Origin of the sequence: Clostridium sp. 29_15, from assembly GCF_001916075.1 — a bacterium.
Lineage (GTDB): Bacteria > Bacillota > Clostridia > Clostridiales > Clostridiaceae > Clostridium > Clostridium lentum.
This window is the reverse complement of the sequence record NZ_MNRT01000035.1, coordinates 44,291-67,403: the sequence shown is the minus strand read 5'-3', so window position 1 is coordinate 67,403 and position 23,113 is coordinate 44,291. Positions and strand designations below refer to the sequence as shown.

The window sequence follows — 23,113 nt, the reverse complement described above, 5'->3', positions numbered from 1 at the left end:
TACATAATTACCTTATAATACATATTGTTAATATTAGATGAACATACTATTATATTAATAATAAGATAATAAAGAAGGTTACATTATGTTAATAAATACTCATATGCTAATGGGCAGAAAAATATTTGAAAATATGGATTATGATAAGAAGGCTTTAATAAAAGAAACTCATTTTATCTGGGGCAATATAAAACCCGATTGTGTTTCTAAGTACAAGCTAAAGAAGCATTATAAAGATGAAAGCTTTATTATGATAATTAATAAAATTGAATTTTTAAGTAATTTATCAATTAAAGATTTATATACAAGCTATAGTATTAATAAGTTTAATCAAGAGTTAGGAGTGATATGTCATTTTCTTTGTGACTATTTCTGTCTACCACATAATCAAAGGTGGGAATTTAAAAGTGCTAATATAGTAAAGGAACATTTAATCTATGAAAAGAATTTAGATAAGATAGCAAAGGAATATAATTTTACAGCTGAAAAAAATACAGAAATTAAACCTACGAAAGTTGTTGAGTTTCTCAATGAAATGTTAAGTGAATATGAAAGCGATAGTAGTTATGAGAATGACTTAAGATATGCCTGTTATGTATGTAATACTATAATGAATATGATTATTAATAACATAATTGAAAATGAATATAAGATTAGAATCTCAAATAATTTATAGGATACAATATGTGCAGCTTAGTTTTTATAATAAATATAAAATTGGTGGAAGTTTTTTTATAGTTTTTGCTCCTCTTATATAATATATTACTTATAATGCATGAATAAATAGAATTAAACATAATTATATATAGTATTGATAGACAATTTAAAATGAAAGGACTATTATACTATGAAAAGAAATTTGGATAATATAATGTTTAAGAAGGGCATAACATTATTTATAATATTTATTATAGTGTATATTATAATTGGTTGCTTTTTTAAAAGTCATTTCTTAATTGGGACAAGTATTAATGGAATTGATTTATCTTGTATGAATTTAAATAAAGCAACTAATCATATAAAAACTACTATTGGAGAGTATAGACTACTTATAGAAGGACGAGAAAAAAGTAGTGATATTGATTTAAGTGGTATAAATTTTAAATATATAGACAATGATGAGATTGACACTATAGTTAAAAAACAAAATTCATTTTTATGGATAATAGATATATTTAAAAGGAACAATTATATAATAAAAAATATTTATTCTTATGATGAAGAGTTACTTAAGAATAAAATAGATAAACTAGAATTTTTTAATGAAGATGAAATTATTTATCCAGAAAATGCTAGTTTTATTTTTATTGATACTGAATTTGTCATAGTAGATGAAGTTTATGGTAATTACCTTAATAAAGAAAAAGTATATTCAGAAATAGAAAAGTCAATATACACAGGTCAGGTACTTTTGAATCTAGATGAATCTAATTGTTATATAAATCCTAAATACTGTTCTTATTCTAATAAGGTAAAACAAGGTAAAAATATCATAGATAAATATATGTCTTCTAAGGTAACTTATGTATTTAGTGATGAAACTGAAATAGTAGATTATTCATTAATAAATCAATGGATAAAGATAGATGATGAATTAAATGTATCCATGGATGATCAGCAAATTATAAATTATATTACAACTCTAGCAAAAAAATATGACACTGTAGGTGTAGCACGTGAATTTAAAACCTCAACAGGAAAAACATTAAGTATATCTGGTGGTTATTATGGTTGGAGGATTAATAAAAAGAAGGAAGCTCAGATATTAAAAGAATATATTGAAAATGGATCTATCATAGAAAAAGAACCTGAATATTTGCAAAAGGGTGTTTGCAGAGGAGAAAATGATTTTGGTGATAGCTATTTGGAAATAAATATTACTAAACAGCATATTTGGTATTATAAAGATGGAGAACTAATAGCACAGGGTGATATTGTGTCTGGTAATGTTAGTAATGGAAATGGCACTCCTATTGGGATATATGAAATAACATATAAACAGGAAAATTCTACCTTGCGTGGCGCAAACTACGAAGCTAAAGTTACCTATTGGATGCCTTTTAATGGAAATATAGGGCTTCATGATGCTTCTTGGAGATATTCTTATGGTGGAGATATATATATAAATGATGGTACTCATGGCTGTATAAATGCACCTAAATATTTAGCTAAAAAAATATTTGCAGAAATTGAAGCAGGAACACCAGTAATTTGTTATGAAGAAAAGTAAATAACCTTAAGAAAGAGGATGGTTTATTATAATTATTTTTTCTTATATCATAAGAAAAAATAATTAACTTTCAAAGTTAGGACAAAATATAAACAAGGACGGTGAATTAAAAATGATTGTAAGGTTAGGTTATGTTGCTATTTCTAATAGGTTAGGAAAGAAAGCTACTAGCTCTAGTACTGTAACATATAGCAATTATCAAAAGATTTTATCAGATGAAAAAAAGATTGAAAAGCTAAAAACTGTCATAGCTTCAAATTTAAATGGATTGGAAAAACATATTAAATATAATATTGAAAATAATATACACTTTTATAGAATTACTTCTGCCTTAATACCATTAATAACACATCCAGAAGTGAAATACTTTGAGTATAGGAAGATGTTTAAAAAGGATTTTGAGTATATAGGAAGTCTTATAAATGAATATAATATGCGAGTTGATACTCATCCTGATGAATTTAACGTAATTAATAGTGTAAATCCTGCTGTTGTGGAAAGTACTAAGACCACATTAAATATTCATGTAGATTGGTTTGAAGAAATGTATTATGATAAGGGTAAGATGGTACTACATGTTGGAGGAGCTACTGGTGGAAAGGAAGCTGGTATGGAAAGATTTATACATAATTTTAGTACTTATCCTGAAAGAGTAAAAAATAAGGTGATTTTAGAAAATGATGATAAAACTTATACAGCAGCAGAAACTCTAAAACTTTGTAAAGCTTTAAATATTCCTATGGTATTAGATGTACATCATCATAATTGTAACAATAATGGTGAAAATATAAATGATATTTGGGCAGAAATCGTTAATACATGGAATAATCAGCCTCTTCCACCTAAAATACATTTTTCATCACCAAGAGAAGGTAAATTCGATAGAAAACATGCTGATTATATTAATAGCGAAGAATTTATGAAATTTATTAATTCAGCTAAAGAACTCCATAGAGATTTTGATGTTATGCTAGAATGCAAGGAAAAAGATATAGCTTTGTTTAAATTAGTAGATGATATTAAGGAGTATTATCACTGGATAGATGAAACAACCTTTGAGGTATAAGTAATAGTGAATTCTTAAATATTAAATAATTATTATTAGTTGATAATAGAAGTGCGGTATAGTATTATAGAAATATAAATAAAAAGAATACATATAGTATGATTTAGATAAATTGGAGGATTAAATGTTAAACATAGGATGTCATTTATCGACTACAAAAGGTTATGAAAATATGGGAAAAGAAGCTATTAAAATAGGAGCTAATACTTTTCAATACTTTACACGTAACCCAAGAGGCGGAAAAGCAAAAGATATAGATGAAAAAGATATATTAGCTTTAAGAAAGTTAATGGAAGAAAATAAATTCGCTAAAATATTAGCTCATGCACCATATACTCTTAATGGATGTTCTGCTGATGAAAGCACAAGACAATTTGCAACAGAAATGATGGCTGATGATTTAGAAAGGCTAAAATATTTACCAACAAGTCTTTACAATTTCCATCCAGGAAGTCATGTAAAGCAAGGCGTAGATTTAGGAATAAACTATATAGTTGAAATGCTTAATAAAGTATTAAAGCCAGAACATACAACTATTGTGCTACTGGAAACTATGGCTGGAAAAGGTACAGAAGTAGGAAGAACATTTGAAGAAATAGCTGAAATAATAAGCAGAGTTGAGTTAAAGGAAAAAATGGGTGTTTGTTTAGACACTTGCCATGTATATGATGCTGGTTATGATATAGTTAATGATTTAGATGGAGTTTTAGAAGAGTTTGATAGAATAATTGGACTTGATAGACTACATGCTATACACTTAAATGATAGTAAAAACCCATTTAACAGCCACAAAGATAGACATGAGAAGATTGGTGAAGGTGAGATAGGATTTGAAGCTATTAAGAAAATAATTAATCATCCTAAGTTGAAAAATATACCATTCTTCTTAGAAACTCCTAATGAATTAGATGGATATGCTAAAGAAATTGAGATGCTAAGAGCAGCATATGAATATAATTAATATATTAAATATAAATAAATTATCCAAGGTTATATCAAAATGATGTAACCTTGGATAATTCATGGTGTGATTTTTTATTTAATATTGAAGTCTATATACGAGGATTTTTTCCCTATTATCTTGTTCATAATGCTTATTTAACTTAATTTCTTTTATAAGCTGGAATATTGTGTAATTTTCTAAGTAATATATGTAATCATCGGATGGATAATAGAGAATTAAGTCCACTGGTCTGTATTCATCTACTACGGAGTAAATTATGTTAGTTACTACCTTAATAAAAATCTGTACAGAAAAAGGATTAAAGAAATAAAATTTATTTTCCTTAGAATTTATTTCATAATCCTCAGCAATACAGTTAACAAATGATATCTTAGAACAATCATGTCCCTTATTTTTACTTAAATAGTTTTTCATATTTTCTAAAGCCTCTTCATAGTAGTACTTATTTATTTCTATGCCAGTAACTTTACATTTAAAGAAATAATTTAAAAAGAAGTTAAGTCTACCTTTACCAGAACCAAAGTCAACAATATTATCACTTTCTAAAAGAGGATAATTATGAAGTATGGCTTCTAATACATAATAAGAAGTTGGTTCATATCTATTATAATGAATAAATTCATTAAAGTTTTTTTGATTGCCACTGGTGGAGATGTTTAATAATTTTTCAAAGCTTTGTTCCATGTATCTTATCCTTTTCATGTTAATGTAATTTATATATAAATATATAAGTAGGTTAACTTAATATATTTATATCATATTTATTATACTATATTTTTTAAATATAAATTATATAGGTAGATTAAAATTTAAATTTATTTATGAAATAATTAGTACTATAATATTATTAAGGGTATTATTATGTTTTTGTATAAGGAGATGTTTAATGTGTCAGAAAAAACTGTTAATGAGAATAAAGCTATACGTATCCTATTTCAAAAATTAGCAGATGAAAATTATAAGCAAAGGGAATGTAAAAATATATTTATTATTTCAGTAGTACCAAAAGGATTTAAAAATAGTAAGTATGATGAGTTTGAAAAGCAGATACTTTGCAATAATAATTATAATGTTGCTAATAAGTTTGTTGCGGCTTTAAGCAAACTTTATATTTTTGATGATAATATTTACTTTTTAAATGATGATTATGAAGATGGTGTTAGTTTTTTAGAATATTATAAAGATATAAATAGGTTTATTGATGATGTAATGTATAATTTAACTATTTTAAATGAAGAAATGTATTTTGTATTTAATGATTTAAAAATTGGTCTAGAAATAAGCTATTGGAAGGTTAAAATTATTAATTTTGGCTGTAAGGATTTAAAATTTATTATGGATATATTTAAGTCAGAAGGTTTATTTATTAGCAATGAATATATTTAAAAAAGATATTTTTTATAAAATTAGGTACTGGAGGTGAGAAATATGATATTTTCTAACTTGAAATTAAATTCCAATGAACCAATTTATTATCAAATAGAAAAACATATTAAAAAAACTATAGAAAATGGAATATTATCATCTAACAGTAAGCTTCCAGCTACTAGAGAATTATCTAAGATAATAGGTGTAAGTCGTAATTCTGTAATTACAGCTTATGAAAATTTAGAATTGGAAGGTGTTGTATATACTATTAAAGGTAAAGGTACCTTTGTTACTGATAAAAATATAGCTTTAAAAGGTGAATGGAATATTGAATGGGAAAAAAAGAGTAATGAATATGCTGATTTATCATGCTATCTCGATACTGTAAAAAGTGAAATTCCGTGGGAAAGAGGAATGATTTCCTTTAAAAGTATTTCTCCAGATGGAGAATTATTTGATGTAGAAGAATTTAAAAAAGCATTTTTAAATAGGATAGCATTAGAAGGACATAAAATATTAAACTATGGGTATGCACAGGGATATAAACCTTTAATTGATTATCTTCACCTATATATGAATAAGAAGGGTGTTAATACTGATAACAAGGATTTTATTATCACCAATGGATTTACGGAAGGGTTACAGCTTATATTATCCTCTTATACTAATGCTGGTGATAATATACTTTGCGAAAATCCAACTCATAATACAAGCATCAAATTAATGAAGCTTCATAAACTTAATTTAATAGGTGTTGATATAGCTGAAGATGGTATTGATTTAATGGAACTTGAATATAAATTGAAAAATAATCAAATAAAAATAGGTTATCTTACTCCATCTTATAATAATCCTACAGGAATAGTTATTAATGGTGAAAAGCGTTTTAAGATATATAATTTATTTAAGCAATATAATGTACCTATAATTGAAGATGGATTTAATGAGGAGTTACATTATAACAATTCTCATATAGCTCCTTTAGCAGCTTTTGATGGAAAGAATAATGGTGTAATTTATATTGGGAGTTTTTCCAAAATACTTTTCCCAGGAATCAGAGTTGGTTGGGTTTTAGCTGATAAGAAGATAGTTGATACCTTAGAAAGTGTTAAACGCTGCTATAATATTCATACATCTTTTTTAGATCAAGCAATTTTATATGAATATCTGAGGAGTGGAGCTTTTGAAAAACAGATAAAAAGAACTCGAAAGTATTATAAGGAAAAACATGATTTCGCCATAAAGTGCCTTGATAAATATTTAAAACCTAAATATATCTGGGGAGAATATGGTATGCATGTGTATATAGCAATTGAAGGAATTGATTCAAGGAAACTACTTCAGAAATGCTACGAAAGAAAAGTTATCTTTGCTCCAGGTGATATTTTTGATGTTAATAATGAAAAAACAGATACATTGAGACTAGGATTATCTCGTATTACAATGGAAGAAATAGAAGAGGGAATTAGGATAATAAGTGAATGTGTAGATGAACTTAAAATTCGGTAATAAAGAGGATATAGCTATATGTAAATAACTATATCCTCTTCTTTTATAATATATAAGAAAAATCAATTTTATCAATAACTTCTTTAACTCTTTTTTGACTTACGCCTAAGTATCTCATGGTTGTTCTGATATCACCATGATTTAAGACATGTCTTACTAATTCTATATCATGATTTGATTCTTCATATATGGTATGAGCAAATAGCTTTCTGAATGAATGAGTGCCAATGTTCTTATATCCTAAATAATCAGTAATTATCTTTAATTGTTGTTGCATATTTCTTATTTTGTTAGGATATATGTAATCATCTTTATCTAAGTTGTTTTCAATAGAATATTCTAATATTTTTTGATACATATGATCATTTATTTCTCTATTTTGCCATTTACCAGTTTTTATTTCTTGAACAGAAAACTTATTTCTACTAAAATCGCGTACCCTTAAATTAACTATATCACTTGCTCTAAAACCTAAAGTAGCTTGTAAAACAAAAGCAAAAGCTAGAGAAGTATTTTTTCTAAAAGTTCTCTCTTTCCCTGTGTTTTTATCTATATATGTAAAACCACTATTACATAACTTAATTATTTCCTCATATTCGTTTCTATCCAATGGTCTTGTAGCCATATGATTTTTTTTAAGTCTTTTTTTATCTTTTGTATTTGCTCCCTCTGTTTTATTTGATGAATTTACTTTTTTATTATAGCTATTTAACTCTACTTCTCTAGATTTATGAATTGCTTCCTCTGTTTTATGAAAAAGTTCAGAATTTTTATTAGTTAACTTATCTTTTTCTTCACTTGCTTTTATTTTTTTATAAAATTCATAGAATTTCATCATTTCGACCATTTCATCATTTAAATTCATTTAAAAATTCCTTTCTGCTGAAAATTTAAATTGCTTTTTTAAAAACTGCGTATTTGCATTTTTATAACTGCGTATTTTAACATTTTATAAAATTAGTATAGCTTATAAATGGCTTAAAATCAAGATTTTATATAAAAACTGCGCTTTTTACTGAAAAGACGCAGTTTTATAAGTTGTTTTACCATTTATTTGTATTGTAAAAATATATATTTGTGTTATAATATAAAATATTAGTTAACTACAGATAACTTAGTTAACTATAGTTAACTAAGTTATAAAATATATAGGAGAGTTTTTTATGGAAAATGTATTAAGTAGTAATAAAGAAAATAAAATAGAAAATAATAATACTGAGGAAAATATAGAAACTTCAAATGAAGTAATTACTGAGAAGTTAGAAACCAAAGGCCTTAAGCTAAAAAGAAATACTAAAAATAGATTGAATGATTTACAAAGTAAGTTTGATGATGCAGAAAGTATGGTTTCGGCATTGTTAAATCAATATGAAGTTTTTAAAATTACTGAAGATACTAGGTTTGCCGATAGAAAAACAGAAATTGAGAAGTTTACATATCTTTTAGATTCAATAAAGAATAGTTATATTAATTCTTTAGAAATGGCTAGTTTTTTAGAAGAAAAGCAAATTGAAAAATCAATGATGGAAATTAAAAATCGCGATAAGACAATTGTAAGACTTCAACAAACTATAACTAAAAAGGAAGAAAAAATAAAAGAAATAGAAAATACCTTACTAGAAAATAATAAAGAACTTAATACTGTAAAAGATAGCTTTTCTAGAGTTAACCTGGCGTTAACTAATGTTGAAAAAGAATTAAAAGAAAAAGCAGATATAATAAAAAGCTCTCAAATGCATATAGAGTCTTTAAATGATCTTCTGGAGGAAGAAAAACGTAGCAATAAGGTTGCTGAAGAGTATAAAGTAAAATTAGAGTCTTTAGAAGAGAGATATAAAGATTATGAACTAATTAAAGAAAAGCTACAGATAACTAAAGAAGATCAAAGAAGTTCTAGAGAGGAAATTATAAGCCTAAAGGCTGAAATAAAGGAGTATAGAGAATATAGCAATTCATTAAACGATAAAATTCATAATATTTTAAATGATAAGACTGAAGAAATTTCTAACCTTAAAGACCAATTTAGATCAGAGATTATAGAAACTGAAAGAGGATTTAACGAAAAGTTAAAAGAAAAAGATTTAGTCATTGAAAAATTAAAAGAAGAAATATTCAAATTAAAGCTATCTATGCAAAATAAAAAGTTTTAATAATTATATTTTACTTAATAATAAATAGACAGGAATATTAAAGAAAGGCAGGATGAGGAATGTCTAATAGTGGAAAACCAATAATAGTTGTTAGTAAATGTCTTGGATTTGAGCCTTGTAGATATAATGGAGGCATGGAGCCTAATAGTTTTATTGAAGTTTTAGGTGATTATGTTGAATTTATCAAAGTATGTCCGGAACAAGGCTGTGGACTCCCTACGCCTAGAGGTTCCTTGAAAATTGTCGAAAATGATGATGGGTATAATGTAGTACAAAATAAGACTAATATAGTATTAACAAAAGAACTAAAAGGATTTACTTCAAAGTTCTTAAGTGAATTAGGAGAAGTAGATGGATTTATCTTAAAAAGCAAGTCACCTTCTTGTGGTATAAAGGATGCAAAGATTTATCCAAAGATAGAAAAATGCTCTTCAATCAAAAGAGGAAATGGATTATTTGCAGATGAAGTAATAAAAAAGTATCCTAATCTGTTAGTTGAAAATGAAGGTAGGCTCACAAATTATAAGATTAGAGAACGTTTTTTAACCAACATCTATATTTTATCTGATTTTAGATCAGTGAAGAAATCAAATAGTTTTGAAGAATTAAGAGAGTTCCATTTAAAAAATTCAATGCTATTCATTTCTTATAGTCAAAAATATTCAAAGCTATTGGATGAGTTAATTTATAATTATGACAATGGTGATTTTTCCACCTTAATAAATGAATATGAAAATACATTAAATATTTTATTGAGCAGGACACCAAGATATACATCTAATATCAATGTATGCCTACGAGCAATAGAGCAATTTAGAGAAGAGCTTTCTGATGAAGAAATAAAATTTATCTGGAGCACTATTGATAAATATCGAAATGGTATTGTTCCATTTTCAGTTTTGCAATATTTAATTAAAGGGTACATAATTAGATTTGATATAGAAAATTTAAAAAATCAATCGTTTTTCCATCCTTATCCAGATGGGTTAATACAAGTAACTGACTCTGGAAAATCAATACATTAGTCTTTAATATTCTAACAAGGAGCATTATTTTAAATGCTTCTTTATTTATGTGGTATAAAGTTGGTCAAAAGAGCAAAATAATACTAAATGGAAGATAGAGATATTAAGAAATAAATTTCATGTATTCAACATATAAATTATTTAGGGAATATAATTTTGAGGGGTATATGATGAAAGTAAAAAAAGCAGTAAGAAATTTTATATTTTGGGTAAGTATATCTATCATTGTAAATTTTATTGTGTTTATTATTTCAGGTAAAGAAGTTGCCTTAGAATATTTAGGGGGATATGTAGTTGAGTTAAGTTTAAGTGTAGATAACTTATTCTTGTTTCTCATGATTTTTACCAATTTTAATATACCACAAGAGTATCAAAAAAGAGTATTAACCTATGGAATAATAGGTGCTATGGTTCTAAGATTTATATTTATTTTCTTAGGTATAACAATAATCAATAAGTTTCATTTTGTAACCTACATTTTTAGTGTGATTTTAATCTTTAGTGGTTTTAAAATGATGATAAAAGAGGAAGATAAGTCTACTAATTATAGCGATAAAAAGATAGTTAAATTTTTAAAAGGTATAATACCTTTTACAGATGAAATAGAAGGTGAATACTTTTTCATCAGAAAGAATACTAAACTTTATGCAACTCCGTTATTTTTAATTTTACTACTGATTGAATCTTCGGATATAATATTTGCAATGGATTCCATTCCAGCGATATTTTCTATTACTACCAATGTGGTAATAGTATATTTATCAAATATCTTTGCAATAATAGGTCTAAGAAGTCTTTATTTTATTCTATCTAAGCTTAATAGTATGTTTAAGGGGATAAAATATGGAGTAGGGTGTATCTTAATATTTACAGGGATAAAGTTATTGCTTATCTTCTTTAATATAACAATTCCTACGTTACTTTCACTTATTGTAATAGTGGTAATATTATTTTTAAGTATTTTGCTTTCATTTGTTTTTTAATATTTCTTGAATTAATAGTTGATGTAATATATAGTTAAATTAAAGTATATAAACGAAGGAGTAAGATATGAGTAGAATTGCAGCATTTTTTGATATTGATGGAACAATATATAGAGAAGGATTAATAACAGAAGTATTTAAGAAGATAATTAAATATGAATTAGTTGATAAAGAAAAGTGGGAAAATGAAGTAAGACCTGCATATATCAGCTGGGATAAAAGACAAGGAGATTATGATACATATCTATTAAAGATGGTAGATATATATATGGAAGCCATAATTGGAACTGGGGAAGAACACATTAAGCATATAGCCAGAAAAGTTATCGAGCAAAAAGGTGATAGAGTATATACTTTCACAAGAGAAAGAATAAAATGGCATAAAAATCAAGGACATGTTGTTATTGCAATTTCTGGTTCCCCAATAGAATTAGTTAAAGAAATGTCTGAAAAATACCATATGGATGATTATAGAGGTACTATTTATGAGGTTGATGAAAATGGAAAATATAATGGAGAAGTAATACCAATGTGGGATTCAAATAGCAAGAAAAAAGCTATTAATGAATTAGTAGAAAAGTATAATATTGATTTAAATAATAGTTATGCTTATGGAGATACTTCTGGCGATTATACAATGTTTAAATCAGTCGGTTGTCCTTTTGCCATAAATCCTACAAAAGAATTAATTGGTAAAATTAAAGAAGATAATAATTTAAAGGAAAAGATAAATTTAATTGTTGAAAGAAAGGATGTTACTTATAAGTTAGATATGAATTCAATAGAGATTTTATAATAGCAAGTACCTATGCTAAAGTAAATAAGCATAGGTACTTATTTTATTATTGTAACATTTATTTTTGCATTGGAATAAAATATCTATAATAAATACTCTAAGAAAGGGTGTTATTAATCTTGGATATTACTGACTTGCTAATTTACCTTGATGAAGGCCTTACTAAAAATTTGAATTCTCTTATTATAAATGGATATATAGAAAGACGAACTTCAAAGTGGATAGAGGATAGAACTATTTCTGCTGGAGTTGATTTTACAGATAAAGATTTATATTTTCAGGAAGATAGACAAATGAAAGATGAAAGGGACGGTTATAAAGGGAAGAGTTTTAATAACGCCTGCAATACTACTGAAGGAAAAGAAAATAGACAGAATTTAGATGGACGTAGATTTTGTAGGCGTGAAGAGGAGCTTACAAGAATTTATACAAGCTTCGAATTACATTCACAGCTTATGAATAGTTTAGTTAATTCTAATTTATTAAAAAGTATTACAGGTGATTGGCGAAAAAATCAGGATTTAAAGGTAGGTGATTATATTGAAATTACAGGAAGTATAAGTTCAGAGTCGGTACTAGCATATTTAGATGTATTTTATGATGCTATTAATTGTATTGGAATATCTGAAATGAAAAAATATTGTAATTGCAATGAACAGATATTAAATAATTTTCAGCTTGTTTTTAAGCAGATGGCACATTTAAAAACATTACTTACTAGCAATAATACAAAAGATTTAATTATTAAGACTGAAGGAAATGATATTGTAGTGATAGTAAATAATAAAAATTTTTTTGATACTTATTCAAATATATTTGATGAAGTAGAATGCCCATGCAAAGTTATAGGGAAAGTAGTTAAAATATGTAGCAAAAATGAAAATATTCATTTACTAAGAAAAACGGGACAGCCTTTATTTTACGAAAATCTTCTTAATTGTTGCTGTGATATAGGCAATAATTTAAATGACTCTGGAATAATATTACCTAGTCAACCTAAATTTAAAATTGAAGGAGAAACAATTTTAATAATTCCCATTAGCGTATGTATCTAAGTCATTGGTTTTTTAGCTGATGACTTTTATTTATTGAATAATTCTAATATATTAGTTATTTAAATATATTTACAAAGAAAGATATTTAAAGGAAGTGTTTATGTGATTAGGCCAACTCCATTAAAAAATGGCGATAAGGTGGGATATGTTGCTCCAGCAGGTCCAATAATAAAAGATAGACTTGAATCAGCAATTAATGCTTTAGAATGTTTAGGTCTTAAAGTAATATTAGGTAAAAGTTGTACCTTAGAACATGGATATTTTGCAGGAGAAGATATTCTTAGAGCTGATGATATTAATGAAATGTTTGACAATAAAGATATAAAGGCTGTTTATGCTTTAAGAGGTGGTTATGGTTGCGCAAGATTGCTTGATAAGATAAATTTCACAGCTATTAAGGAAAATCCTAAGGCACTATTTGGTTATAGTGATATTACTATGCTTCATATTGCTATTAATCAGAGATGTAATTTGATTACTTATCATGCACCAATGCCAGCAACGGAATTATATAAAGGAATCGATAAATTTACATTAAATAGTTTAAAAAAAATGATTTTTGCCAATGACCTTAAGGGTAATTTATATAATCCTCGGAGTAAAAAAATTAAATTTATTGTTGAGGGAAAAGCATGTGGAAAGCTTACTGGAGGAAACCTTTCAATAATATGTTCATCATTAGGTACAGATAATGAAATAGATACTAATAATAAGATACTTTTTATTGAAGAAATTGCTGAAGAACCTTATAAAATTGATCGAATGCTTCTTCAACTTATTCAAGCTAAAAAAATTAATGCTTGTTCAGGTATTATTTTAGGTTATTTTTCAAATTGTAAAGCTTCTAAGCCACAGCAAAGCTTAACAATTTCTGAAATTATTGAAGAGTTGCTTAAACCTTTAGGAAAACCTATAATTACAGGAGTTGCTTGTGGACATAGTTTGCCATCTCTAACACTACCAATGGGTGCTGAAGTTCTTATTGATTCTAAAAATAAAATTATAAAGCTTGTATAAACATAGTGAGATGTTAATTATCTCACTGTGTTTATACAAGCTTTACATAAATTCTAAGAAAGGCTATTTAAAAACATTTTCCAATATTATACAATAATATGTAAGAGGGGTGATTATATGTGTGTTGCTATGCCAGGAGAAATAATGGAAATAAAGGATGGTAATGCTTTAGTAAGCTTCGGCACAATAAAAAAGAATATTGTAACTACTTTAATTCCTAATTTAAAGATAGGAGATTATATTTTAGTGCATGCGGGATTTGCAATTACTAAGATTGAAAAGGCTGAAGCTGAGGAAACCTTAAAAATTTTTAAAGAGTTATTAACGGTGTTAGAAGGAGAAAAAAATGGTGTTTAAGCTTGTGGAGGATATAAATTTATCTAAAGATATAATACTAAAGATTAATGATTATCTTAAAAAGCCAATGAAGATAATGGAGGTATGTGGAACACATACAATGTCAATCTATAAGTATGGTATTGATAAAGTTATGCCTAAAAATATACACCTTGTTTCAGGACCAGGATGTCCTGTATGTGTAACTGAAATCAATTATATAGATAGTGCTATTGCTTTGTTAGATAAAGGTGTAGTGATAGTTACTTTTGCAGATATGCTTAAGGTTCCTGGTAGCCACAGTAGTTTATTAAAAGAAAAATCAAAGGGAAAGAAAATTGAAGTTATATATTCTCCAGAAGAATTATTAACTTTAGCAGAGTGTAATAAGGGAAATGAAATAGTTTTTATAGCTGTTGGCTTTGAAACAATTGTACCTATATATGCCGATGTTTTAATTAGGGCAAAAGTGAAAAATATAAGTAACTTGAGTTTTATTGTAGCAATTAAGAGAATGCCACCTATCATTGAATATATTCTTAAAGATAAAGATATAGGAATTAATGGCTTAATATGCCCAGGGAATGTATGTGCTATAACTGGAAGCCAGGAATTTAAGTCTTTAGCTGAGAAATACAATATACCAATGGTTATCTCAGGATTTACCTCATCTGAAATTTTGGCAAGTATTTTGAAATTATCTATGATGGCAGAAAAAAGAGAGTATACCTGCATTAATTATTATAAGAGTGTAGTAAAAAGAGAAGGTAATATTGTAGCTAGGAAAAAGATTGAAGAGGTTTTTGATATAGATAGCAGCTTTTGGAGAGGACTGGGTGAAGTTAGTGATAGTGGCTATAAATTAAAGGATTCTTATGAACAGTATGATGCATTAAAAAAGTTTAGAGTTAAATTTAACAATATAGAAATTTCAAGTAAATGTCTTTGTGGAAGCATAATTAAGGGAATGAAAACACCAATGGAATGTATATATTTTGATAGAATATGTACACCGAGCAATCCAATGGGACCTTGTATGGTTTCTAATGAAGGCACATGTAATAATTACTATAAGTATAGAAGGGATGGGCAATAATGGATTTTATTCAGTTATCACATGGAAGTGGTGGAGAAGAAACAAATAAATTAATAGAAGAATTATTCTTTAAATATTTAGGCAATGAATTTCTTTTGCAAAAAAATGACGCTACTACTCTCGGTAAAATATCAGGAGAAATTGCCATGACTACAGATAGTTTTGTGGTTGATCCCATATTTTTTAATGGCGGTAATATAGGAAAATTATCTATTTGTGGAACAGTTAATGATCTGTCAGTGGTGGGAGCTATTCCTTTATATTTATCACTTTCACTTATTATCGAGGAAGGACTAGCGATAAATGAACTTGAAGAAATAATAAAGACAATCAGTCATGAAGCAATGAAAGCTAATATCAAAATAGTATGTGGTGATACAAAGGTAGTAGAAAAGGGGAATGGTGATAAGCTATTTATAAATACCACAGGCATAGGGGTGATATCTAGAAATAGGCCATTAGGAATGAGAAGCATTAAAGTAGGTGATAAGATAATAATCAGTGGTACAATAGGTGAGCATGGAGCTGCCATTATGAATGAAAGGAATAATTTATGTGAAAGTTCTCTTCTAAAAAGTGATTGTCAAAGTTTAAATGGCATAATAGAAAGTATTTTAAATAGTTCATCAGAAATAAAAGTGATGAGAGATCCTACTAGGGGAGGAGTTATTACAACTCTATTAGAAATAATTGATGCTTCTAACAAAGAGATGCTTATTTATGAGGATAAACTTCCTATTAGTTCAGAAGTATCGGAGTTCAGTGGTTTATTAGGATTAAATCCTTTGTACATGGCTAATGAAGGAAAAGTTATCATTATTGTTTCCAACCAGCATGCTATAGATGTTTTAAACTTATTAAGAAATAGCCAAGAAGGACAAGAAGCTACTATTATCGGAGAAGTTATTGCTGATGGTAAGAAGAATTTATACTTAGAGACAATTATTGGTGCTAAAATTAAATGTTTTCCAATGAAAGGTGAAGAATTACCGAGAATTTGTTAAAAAAATAAATTTATTGGCTTTTTTTACGATTAATGTTACAATTGATTAGAAAAATATACGTAATTGAGAGGGAAGCTTATAATGGAACAATACAAACAAGAGTTTATAGAATTTATGGTAGAAAGCAATGTTTTAAGATTTGGAGATTTTATAACAAAAAGTGGAAGAAAAACTCCTTTCTTTATTAATACAGGAAATTATACAACAGGTGAACAGTTAGATAAATTAGGAATGTTTTATGCAAAGGCTATAAATGAATATTTTGGTAAAGAAGTTGATGTGCTTTTTGGACCAGCTTATAAAGGAATACCATTAACAGTTACAACAGCAATATCAATGAATAAGCTATATGATTTAAATGTTGAGTACTGCTCTAATAGAAAAGAAGTAAAAGATCATGGTGAAGGCGGAATACTGTTAGGTGCTAAATTAGATGACACTAAGAGAGTAGTTATTGTTGAAGATGTTATGACAGCAGGAACTTCTATATATGAAACAGCTCCTATTTTAAAGGCTCAAGGCGATGTTAAAATTCAAGGGCTTGTTATATCAGTTGATAGAATGGAAAAGGGTAGAGGTGATAAATCAGCTCAAGCAGAAATAAAAGAAACTTTTGGTATCACAACTTATGCAATTGTTTCAATGAAGGAAGTTGTTGAATACCTATATAATAGAGAAGTAAATGGAAAAGTTTATATTGATGATGAAATAAAAGCTAGAATAGAAGAGTATTATTCTATATACGGAGCTTAACAAAAAAGCAGTATCCTCTGATACTGTTTTTTTAATTCTCATTATCAATTATCCTTTATACATAATATTGATTTTATATCCTTTACTGTTAAAGTGTTTAATGATTTTATTAATGTGTTCATGACCATTAGTTTCTACTGTTACTTCAAGTAAAACATTATTAATTCTATTCATTGCTTTAAATTGATTATGCTCAAGCTTGACTACATTAGCATTTTCTTCAGATAATATTTGAGAAATATCAACTAATTGTCCTGGAACATCTGGTAGCTCCACTGAGAAACAGAATAGTCGGTCTCCAGAAACAAGGCCGTTATTTATGAGATTTGATATTGTAAGCATATCAATATTACCTCCGCTTATTATTGAACAAATCTTTTTATCTTTACAGTTTAACTTATTTAGAGCAGCTAGAGAAACAACTCCTGACGCTTCTCCTAAAAGTTTATGTTTTTCACTTAATAATAGCAATGCATCAACAATTTCACCTTCCGTTACAGTAACTATTTCATCAACGTATTTATCAATAATTTCAAAAGTCTTTTCCCCAGGAGATTTAACAGCTATACCATCAGCTATGGTGTTAACTTGTTCCAAGGTAATCCTTTCACCTTTATTAATACTTTCATACATTGAAGGCGCTCCAGAAGTTTGAACACCTATAATTTTTATCCCAGGATTTAAAGATTTTGCAACTAAGCTTATACCACTTATAAGACCACCGCCACCTACTGGACATATTATATAGTCTACATCAGGTAAGTCCTCTAGGATTTCTAGACCAATAGTCCCTTGACCATATATTATATCAAAATCATCAAATGGTGGAATAAAAACCTTTCCCTCTTCTTTTTCAATTCTTTTTGCTTCTAAAAAAGCATCATCATAACATGAACCAAATAGAACTGTATTTCCACCATAATTCTTTGTTGATTGTACTTTTAAGTATGGCGTTGTTTTAGGCATTACAATGGTAGATTCAATTCCCAATATTGAAGACGCATAAGCTACTCCTTGAGCATGGTTTCCGGCTGATGAGCATACTACTCCTTTAATTTTTTCTTCTTTAGATAATTGAGAGATTTTATTAAGAGCTCCTCTAATCTTATAAGCCCCTGTAACTTGAAGATTTTCACATTTCATAAACACATTGTTTGAAGAAAGTTTGCTAAAAATATCGCTATGTAATAATGGCGTTTTAACTATAATATCTTCAATTCTTTTTCTTGCTTTTTTTGCTTCATCAATATACATAATACACCCCAAATTTTATAAAAGATAATCTTTATTTCAATTATCTATATATTTTACCATATAATAGCGAAAAATATGATATAAACTTAAACATAAATAAAGCTAATAATTTAGATGAAATTTATATATTGTATTAACAGTCAGTAAAATATATAATTAGCTTGAATAAGAATAATGGAGTGAAAAACATGGAAGAAAGATTGCAAAAGTATATGGCTAGATGCGGTATTGCATCTAGAAGAAAATGCGAAGAAATAATATTAACTGGGAAAGTAAAGGTTAATGGAATAGTTATAAATGAACTAGGTACTAAAGTTACTTTAGATGATATAGTTGAATACGAAGGCAAAAGAATACTTCCAGAGGAAAATAAAGTATATATAATGCTTAATAAGCCTGAGGGAGTTATTACATCTGTAAAAGATGAAAAAGGAAGAAAGACTATCCTAGATATTGTTAAGGTTGAAGAAAGAGTATATCCAATAGGAAGACTTGATTATGATAGTTCAGGCCTTTTATTATTAACTAATGACGGTGATATATATAATAATATAATTCATCCAAGAGTTAAAATCGATAAAAAGTACATAGCTGAATGTAAAGGTGTATTTTCAAAAGAAGATATGGAAAGGTTTGAAAAAGGATTGGATATTGGTGGATATGTTACAGCACCAGCAAAGATAAGAATTATTTCAGAAGATTTAGTAAAAAATTCATATATATCTACTGTAGAAATTACTATTTACGAAGGGAAAAATAGGCAAATAAGAAGAATGTGTTCATCTCTTAATCATGAAGTTATTTCTTTAAAAAGAGTATCTATAGGTGATTTAAAACTAGGTTATTTACAACAGGGGAAATATAGAGAACTGACAAAAGAAGAACTTCAATATATAAAGGAGCTATAAATTATGTTTAAATATGTTTCTGATATTAGCGATTTATCCCATAGTATCATAGAAAATCATTTAGAAAAAAAAATTATAGCCATAGATGCTACTTTAGGAAATGGATATGATACAGATTTTCTGTGCGAAAGGTTTGAAAAAGTTTACTCATTTGATGTTCAAGAAGAAGCTTGCTTAAATTATAAACTTAAAAATAGGAAAAATGTATCTGTTGTAAATGATTCTCACCATAAATTTGATGAATATGTTATAGAAGATAAGGTAAACTGCATAATGTATAATTTAGGATTTCTTCCAGGTAGTAATAAAGAAATAACTACCTTAGCAAAAACTACTATGAAGAGTATTGAAGCCGGATTAGAACTTCTAGATAGTAACGGTATAATGACTATTGCAATTTATAGGGGGCATTCAGAAGGGAAAAATGAAGAAAACTTTATCATGGAGTATGTAAGAAACTTACCTAAAAACATATATGGAGTCATGCTTCATGAATATTTAAATAGAGCAAAATCGGCACCATTATTAATAGTGATAGAAAAGAAATGAAATTGATATTATATTGAAAAATAGAATTTTAAATTTATAATATAATTGATAATATTTATTATAAGTGCTAAAATAATTTAAGCTAATTATTTGAAAAAAGAAAGGATTTAACAATGGATAAAACCAACAACGATGAAGCTCAAGATTTAATGGCCATTATTCATAATAAGTTTCCTAAACTAAGTAAGGGCCAGAAATTAATATCTGAATATATACTTAAAAATTATGATAAAGCTGCATTTATGACTGCAGCTAAACTTGGAAATTCGGTGGGGGTGTCTGAATCTACAGTAGTGCGTTTTGCTATTGAACTAGGTTTCTCTGGATATCCAAGTTTACAAAAATCTTTACAGGAACTGATTAAAAATAAGCTTACAACTGTTCAAAGACTTGATTTATCAAACGATTATATTTGTAATGGATATACGCTTAAAGGTGTTTTAAAGTCTGATATGGAAAATATTAGAGCAACTATGGAAAAAATAAATTATTCAACATTTGAAGATGTTGTAAATAATATTTTTGAAGCAAAAAGAATTTATATCATTGGACTTAGAAGTTCTATGGCTCTTGCAGAATTTTTAGGATTTTATTTAAATGTAATATTGCAGAATGTAAAAACTGTAGGTTATGGTATTTCTGATATTTTTGAAGAAATGATTAATATAGGTGAAGGTGACCTTGTAATAGGAATAGGCTTCCCAAGATACGCTAATAGAACTATTGATGTATTAAGTTTTGCACAAGATAGGGGAGCTACAATTGTTGCTTTAACTGATAGCATCATATCACCACTTGCACAAAGAGCAGACTATGCTTTAATTGTTCAAAGCAATATGGCTTCCTTTGTTGATTCATTAGTAGCACCATTGTCTGTTATTAATGCATTACTAATTGCAGTAGGATTAAGACAGAAAGAAAGTGTTTCAACTACCTTTAACAGTCTGGAACAGATTTGGAAAGAATATAATGTATATTCTTATAATCATAATAATGATGATGAATTTTAAAGAAATATTGTAATTGTAACACTAAAGGAATTAGCAAAAGTTAATTCCTTTAATTTTTAACATAAAGGAGAAAAGATTATGTCTAAGGTAATGGTAATAGGAGCAGGGCCAGCAGGTATAATGGCTGCCATCACAGCTGCTGAAAACCATAATGTTGTTTTAGTTGATGGTAATGAAAAAATAGCTAAAAAGTTATTTATCACAGGAAAAGGAAGATGTAATATAACAAATGGTAAAGATATTGGCGACTTTTTTGATTATATTCCTGGTAATCCGCATTTTTTATATAGTGCTTTATATTCATTTACTAATAATGATGTTATAGAAATGATAGAAAGTGAAGGAACAAAATTAAAGATAGAGCGTGGTGGAAGAATATTCCCTGAGTCTGATAAATCATCAGATATAATAAAAGCTTTATCTAAAAAACTAAGTAAGGCTAAGGTGGATATTAAATTAAATTCTAAAGTTACAGATGTATTCTTTGAAAATAATACAATAAAATCAGTTGAAATAAATAATAGTCAAAAAGTTAGTGCTGATTATTTTATAATTGCCACTGGTGGAGCATCTTATCCTTTAACTGGTTCAAGAGGTGAAGGGCAAGTTTTAGCAGAAAAACTAGGACATAAAATAATTGATTTAAAACCTTCATTGGTACCAGTTGAATTAAATGGAGACTGGTTTAAAGAATTGATGGGTTTAACATTAAAGAATGTTAAGTTAGATATACTAGATAGTAAGAATAAGGTTAGATATTCAAATCAAGGAGAAATGAAATTTACTTCTTATGGAATATCTGGACCTATAGTACTTTCAGGATCAAGATATATAGATTATAAAGATACATATTCAATTTCTATTGATTTAAAACCATCTTTAGATGATAAAGAGCTAGATTTAAGAGTACAAAAAGATTTTAAAAAATATATTAATAAGGATTTTAGAAATTCATTAGATGATTTATTACCACAAAAAATGATTCCATTAATAATAAAACTTTCAAAGATAGATGACTATAAGAAGGTTAATGAAATTACTAAGTTAGAAAGAAAAAATCTTGTAAGTGTTATTAAGGGTATAAAAGGTAAAGTAAAGGGGTTAAGACCTTTAGAAGAAGCAATAGTTACTTCAGGTGGTGTATCTACTTTAGAAATAGATCCTTCAACAATGAAATCAAAGATTATTAATAACTTATCATTTGCTGGTGAGGTTATAGATATTGATGCTTTTACAGGTGGATATAATGTACAAATAGCATTATCTACAGGATATTTGGCAGGAAAATATTTATAACACTTGTGAACTTTAAATAATGATTATATAATTTTAAAGTATAAAAATAATATATAGTTTTGAAAGGTGGTATAATATGAGAATATCAGTTGCAATAGATGGACCAGCTGGTGCAGGGAAAAGCACTATAGCAAAGATAGTAGGAAAGAAATTTGATCTTATGTATATAAATACCGGAGCAATGTATAGAGCAGTTGCTTTAATGGCCGAACGTAAACATATTAAGCCAGAAGAGGTAGAAAAATTAGTAAAATTAGTTGATACTATGGAAATTCATTTTGAAAATGATGATTTAGTTTTAAACGGAATTAACGTGCAAGAAGAAATTACAATGCCAGAAATAAGTGCAATAGTTTCAAACTATGCATCTATACCAGAAGTTAGATCTAAGTTAGTTCAGTTACAAAGAAATATTGCAGAAAAATATAATGTTATTATGGATGGAAGAGATATTGGAACTGTGGTTTTAAAAGATTCAAAATGCAAATTTTTTTTAACTGCTAGTGCAAAAGAACGTGCTAATAGAAGATTTAAAGAATTAACTGAAAGAGGTCTTGAAGTTAATTATGATGAAATATTAAATGAAATAATTAGAAGAGATACTATAGATAGCACAAGAGAAGTTGATCCATTAAGAAAAGCTGATGATGCAATAGAAATAGATAGTTCAAATTATAATATAAATGAAGTTACTGAAATAATTTGTAATTATATTGAAAATATATTAAAATAAAATTATATTGA

24 protein-coding genes are annotated in these 23,113 nt (G+C 27.3%); 21 read left to right on the top strand and 3 right to left on the bottom strand.

Translation table 11 applies throughout. The features are described 5' to 3' along the window. Nucleotides 1-85 precede the first annotated feature (85 nt). From BHW04_RS07745 to BHW04_RS07730, 4 genes are all read left to right on the top strand, one after another. The gene (locus BHW04_RS07745) at nucleotides 86-676 is read left to right on the top strand and encodes a zinc dependent phospholipase C family protein (protein ID WP_302631424.1); all 591 of its coding nucleotides are present in this window, start codon (nucleotides 86-88) and stop codon (nucleotides 674-676) included. A gap of 171 nt (nucleotides 677-847) precedes the next feature. Then, nucleotides 848-2,230, top strand: coding sequence for a L,D-transpeptidase family protein (locus BHW04_RS07740; protein ID WP_302699331.1), 1,383 nt, complete (start codon nucleotides 848-850; stop codon nucleotides 2,228-2,230). A 112-nt stretch (nucleotides 2,231-2,342) separates the two neighbouring features. After that, nucleotides 2,343-3,296, top strand: a complete 954-nt coding sequence (gene uvsE / locus BHW04_RS07735) for a UV DNA damage repair endonuclease UvsE (protein WP_302699330.1) — start codon at nucleotides 2,343-2,345, stop codon at nucleotides 3,294-3,296. Between the two features lie 124 nt (nucleotides 3,297-3,420). Then, a complete protein-coding gene (locus tag BHW04_RS07730) occupies nucleotides 3,421-4,257 on the top strand; it encodes a deoxyribonuclease IV (RefSeq protein ID WP_302699329.1) in 837 nt (278 codons plus the stop codon). Between the two features lie 78 nt (nucleotides 4,258-4,335). On the opposite strand, the gene BHW04_RS07725 is transcribed toward BHW04_RS07730, so the two are convergent. Next, nucleotides 4,336-4,944 (bottom strand): methyltransferase, encoded by a 609-nt coding sequence (locus BHW04_RS07725; protein ID WP_302699328.1) that lies wholly within the window; start codon nucleotides 4,942-4,944, stop codon nucleotides 4,336-4,338. Nucleotides 4,945-5,148: 204 nt separating this feature from the next. On the opposite strand from BHW04_RS07725, the gene BHW04_RS07720 reads away from it, so the two are divergent. Together BHW04_RS07720 and pdxR are read left to right on the top strand one after the other, a co-directional pair. Further along, a complete protein-coding gene (locus tag BHW04_RS07720; protein WP_302699327.1) occupies nucleotides 5,149-5,646 on the top strand; it encodes a hypothetical protein in 498 nt (165 codons plus the stop codon). Nucleotides 5,647-5,688: 42 nt separating this feature from the next. Then, the gene (gene pdxR / locus BHW04_RS07715) at nucleotides 5,689-7,137 is read left to right on the top strand and encodes a MocR-like pyridoxine biosynthesis transcription factor PdxR (protein WP_302699326.1); all 1,449 of its coding nucleotides are present in this window, start codon (nucleotides 5,689-5,691) and stop codon (nucleotides 7,135-7,137) included. Between the two features lie 43 nt (nucleotides 7,138-7,180). On the opposite strand, the gene BHW04_RS07710 is transcribed toward pdxR, so the two are convergent. After that, the gene (locus tag BHW04_RS07710) at nucleotides 7,181-8,002 is read right to left on the bottom strand and encodes a tyrosine-type recombinase/integrase (RefSeq protein ID WP_302622953.1); all 822 of its coding nucleotides are present in this window, start codon (nucleotides 8,000-8,002) and stop codon (nucleotides 7,181-7,183) included. A gap of 298 nt (nucleotides 8,003-8,300) precedes the next feature. On the opposite strand from BHW04_RS07710, the gene BHW04_RS07705 reads away from it, so the two are divergent. The 10 genes from BHW04_RS07705 (at nucleotide 8,301) to pyrE (ending at nucleotide 17,352) form a co-directional block, all read left to right on the top strand. Continuing rightward, nucleotides 8,301-9,287 (top strand): hypothetical protein, encoded by a 987-nt coding sequence (locus tag BHW04_RS07705; RefSeq protein WP_302622952.1) that lies wholly within the window; start codon nucleotides 8,301-8,303, stop codon nucleotides 9,285-9,287. A 59-nt stretch (nucleotides 9,288-9,346) separates the two neighbouring features. Continuing rightward, nucleotides 9,347-10,312 (top strand): YbgA family protein, encoded by a 966-nt coding sequence (locus tag BHW04_RS07700; protein WP_302622951.1) that lies wholly within the window; start codon nucleotides 9,347-9,349, stop codon nucleotides 10,310-10,312. A 170-nt stretch (nucleotides 10,313-10,482) separates the two neighbouring features. Further along, nucleotides 10,483-11,295 carry a TerC/Alx family metal homeostasis membrane protein gene (locus BHW04_RS07695; RefSeq protein ID WP_302622950.1) on the top strand — a complete coding sequence of 271 codons (813 nt, stop codon included), beginning with the start codon at nucleotides 10,483-10,485 and terminating at the stop codon, nucleotides 11,293-11,295. 67 nt (nucleotides 11,296-11,362) lie between these two features. Beyond that, nucleotides 11,363-12,091, top strand: coding sequence for an HAD-IB family hydrolase (locus BHW04_RS07690; RefSeq protein ID WP_186835364.1), 729 nt, complete (start codon nucleotides 11,363-11,365; stop codon nucleotides 12,089-12,091). 119 nt (nucleotides 12,092-12,210) lie between these two features. Beyond that, on the top strand, nucleotides 12,211-13,146 hold the full coding sequence (locus tag BHW04_RS07685; protein ID WP_186835363.1) for a hypothetical protein: 936 nt from the start codon (nucleotides 12,211-12,213) through the stop codon (nucleotides 13,144-13,146). Between the two features lie 102 nt (nucleotides 13,147-13,248). After that, a complete protein-coding gene (locus BHW04_RS07680; RefSeq protein ID WP_186835362.1) occupies nucleotides 13,249-14,163 on the top strand; it encodes a S66 peptidase family protein in 915 nt (304 codons plus the stop codon). 117 nt (nucleotides 14,164-14,280) lie between these two features. Further along, nucleotides 14,281-14,520: a HypC/HybG/HupF family hydrogenase formation chaperone gene (locus BHW04_RS07675; RefSeq protein ID WP_186835361.1), complete on the top strand. Its 240-nt coding sequence runs from the start codon at nucleotides 14,281-14,283 to the stop codon at nucleotides 14,518-14,520. Continuing rightward, nucleotides 14,510-15,595 (top strand): hydrogenase formation protein HypD, encoded by a 1,086-nt coding sequence (gene hypD / locus BHW04_RS07670; protein ID WP_302699325.1) that lies wholly within the window; start codon nucleotides 14,510-14,512, stop codon nucleotides 15,593-15,595. Before BHW04_RS07675 ends, hypD begins: the two co-directional genes overlap by 11 nt. Further along, nucleotides 15,595-16,599: a hydrogenase expression/formation protein HypE gene (hypE, locus tag BHW04_RS07665; RefSeq protein WP_302699324.1), complete on the top strand. Its 1,005-nt coding sequence runs from the start codon at nucleotides 15,595-15,597 to the stop codon at nucleotides 16,597-16,599. Before hypD ends, hypE begins: the two co-directional genes overlap by 1 nt. Nucleotides 16,600-16,680: 81 nt before the next feature. Then, nucleotides 16,681-17,352, top strand: a complete 672-nt coding sequence (gene pyrE, locus BHW04_RS07660; RefSeq protein ID WP_302631433.1) for an orotate phosphoribosyltransferase — start codon at nucleotides 16,681-16,683, stop codon at nucleotides 17,350-17,352. Nucleotides 17,353-17,400: 48 nt separating this feature from the next. On the opposite strand, the gene ilvA is transcribed toward pyrE, so the two are convergent. Then, nucleotides 17,401-18,606 (bottom strand): threonine ammonia-lyase, encoded by a 1,206-nt coding sequence (gene ilvA / locus BHW04_RS07655; protein WP_302699323.1) that lies wholly within the window; start codon nucleotides 18,604-18,606, stop codon nucleotides 17,401-17,403. 188 nt (nucleotides 18,607-18,794) lie between these two features. On the opposite strand from ilvA, the gene BHW04_RS07650 reads away from it, so the two are divergent. The 5 genes from BHW04_RS07650 (at nucleotide 18,795) to cmk (ending at nucleotide 23,102) form a co-directional block, all read left to right on the top strand. Beyond that, on the top strand, nucleotides 18,795-19,514 hold the full coding sequence (locus BHW04_RS07650; protein ID WP_186835356.1) for a pseudouridine synthase: 720 nt from the start codon (nucleotides 18,795-18,797) through the stop codon (nucleotides 19,512-19,514). A 3-nt stretch (nucleotides 19,515-19,517) separates the two neighbouring features. Further along, complete coding sequence (locus BHW04_RS07645; RefSeq protein WP_186835355.1) at nucleotides 19,518-20,063, top strand: tRNA (mnm(5)s(2)U34)-methyltransferase; 546 nt, start codon at nucleotides 19,518-19,520, stop codon at nucleotides 20,061-20,063. A gap of 113 nt (nucleotides 20,064-20,176) precedes the next feature. Beyond that, nucleotides 20,177-21,073 (top strand): MurR/RpiR family transcriptional regulator, encoded by an 897-nt coding sequence (locus BHW04_RS07640; protein WP_186835354.1) that lies wholly within the window; start codon nucleotides 20,177-20,179, stop codon nucleotides 21,071-21,073. A gap of 78 nt (nucleotides 21,074-21,151) precedes the next feature. Continuing rightward, nucleotides 21,152-22,369 (top strand): NAD(P)/FAD-dependent oxidoreductase, encoded by a 1,218-nt coding sequence (locus BHW04_RS07635; protein WP_302699322.1) that lies wholly within the window; start codon nucleotides 21,152-21,154, stop codon nucleotides 22,367-22,369. 76 nt (nucleotides 22,370-22,445) lie between these two features. Continuing rightward, the gene (gene cmk, locus BHW04_RS07630; RefSeq protein WP_186835352.1) at nucleotides 22,446-23,102 is read left to right on the top strand and encodes a (d)CMP kinase; all 657 of its coding nucleotides are present in this window, start codon (nucleotides 22,446-22,448) and stop codon (nucleotides 23,100-23,102) included. Nucleotides 23,103-23,113 lie beyond the last annotated feature (11 nt).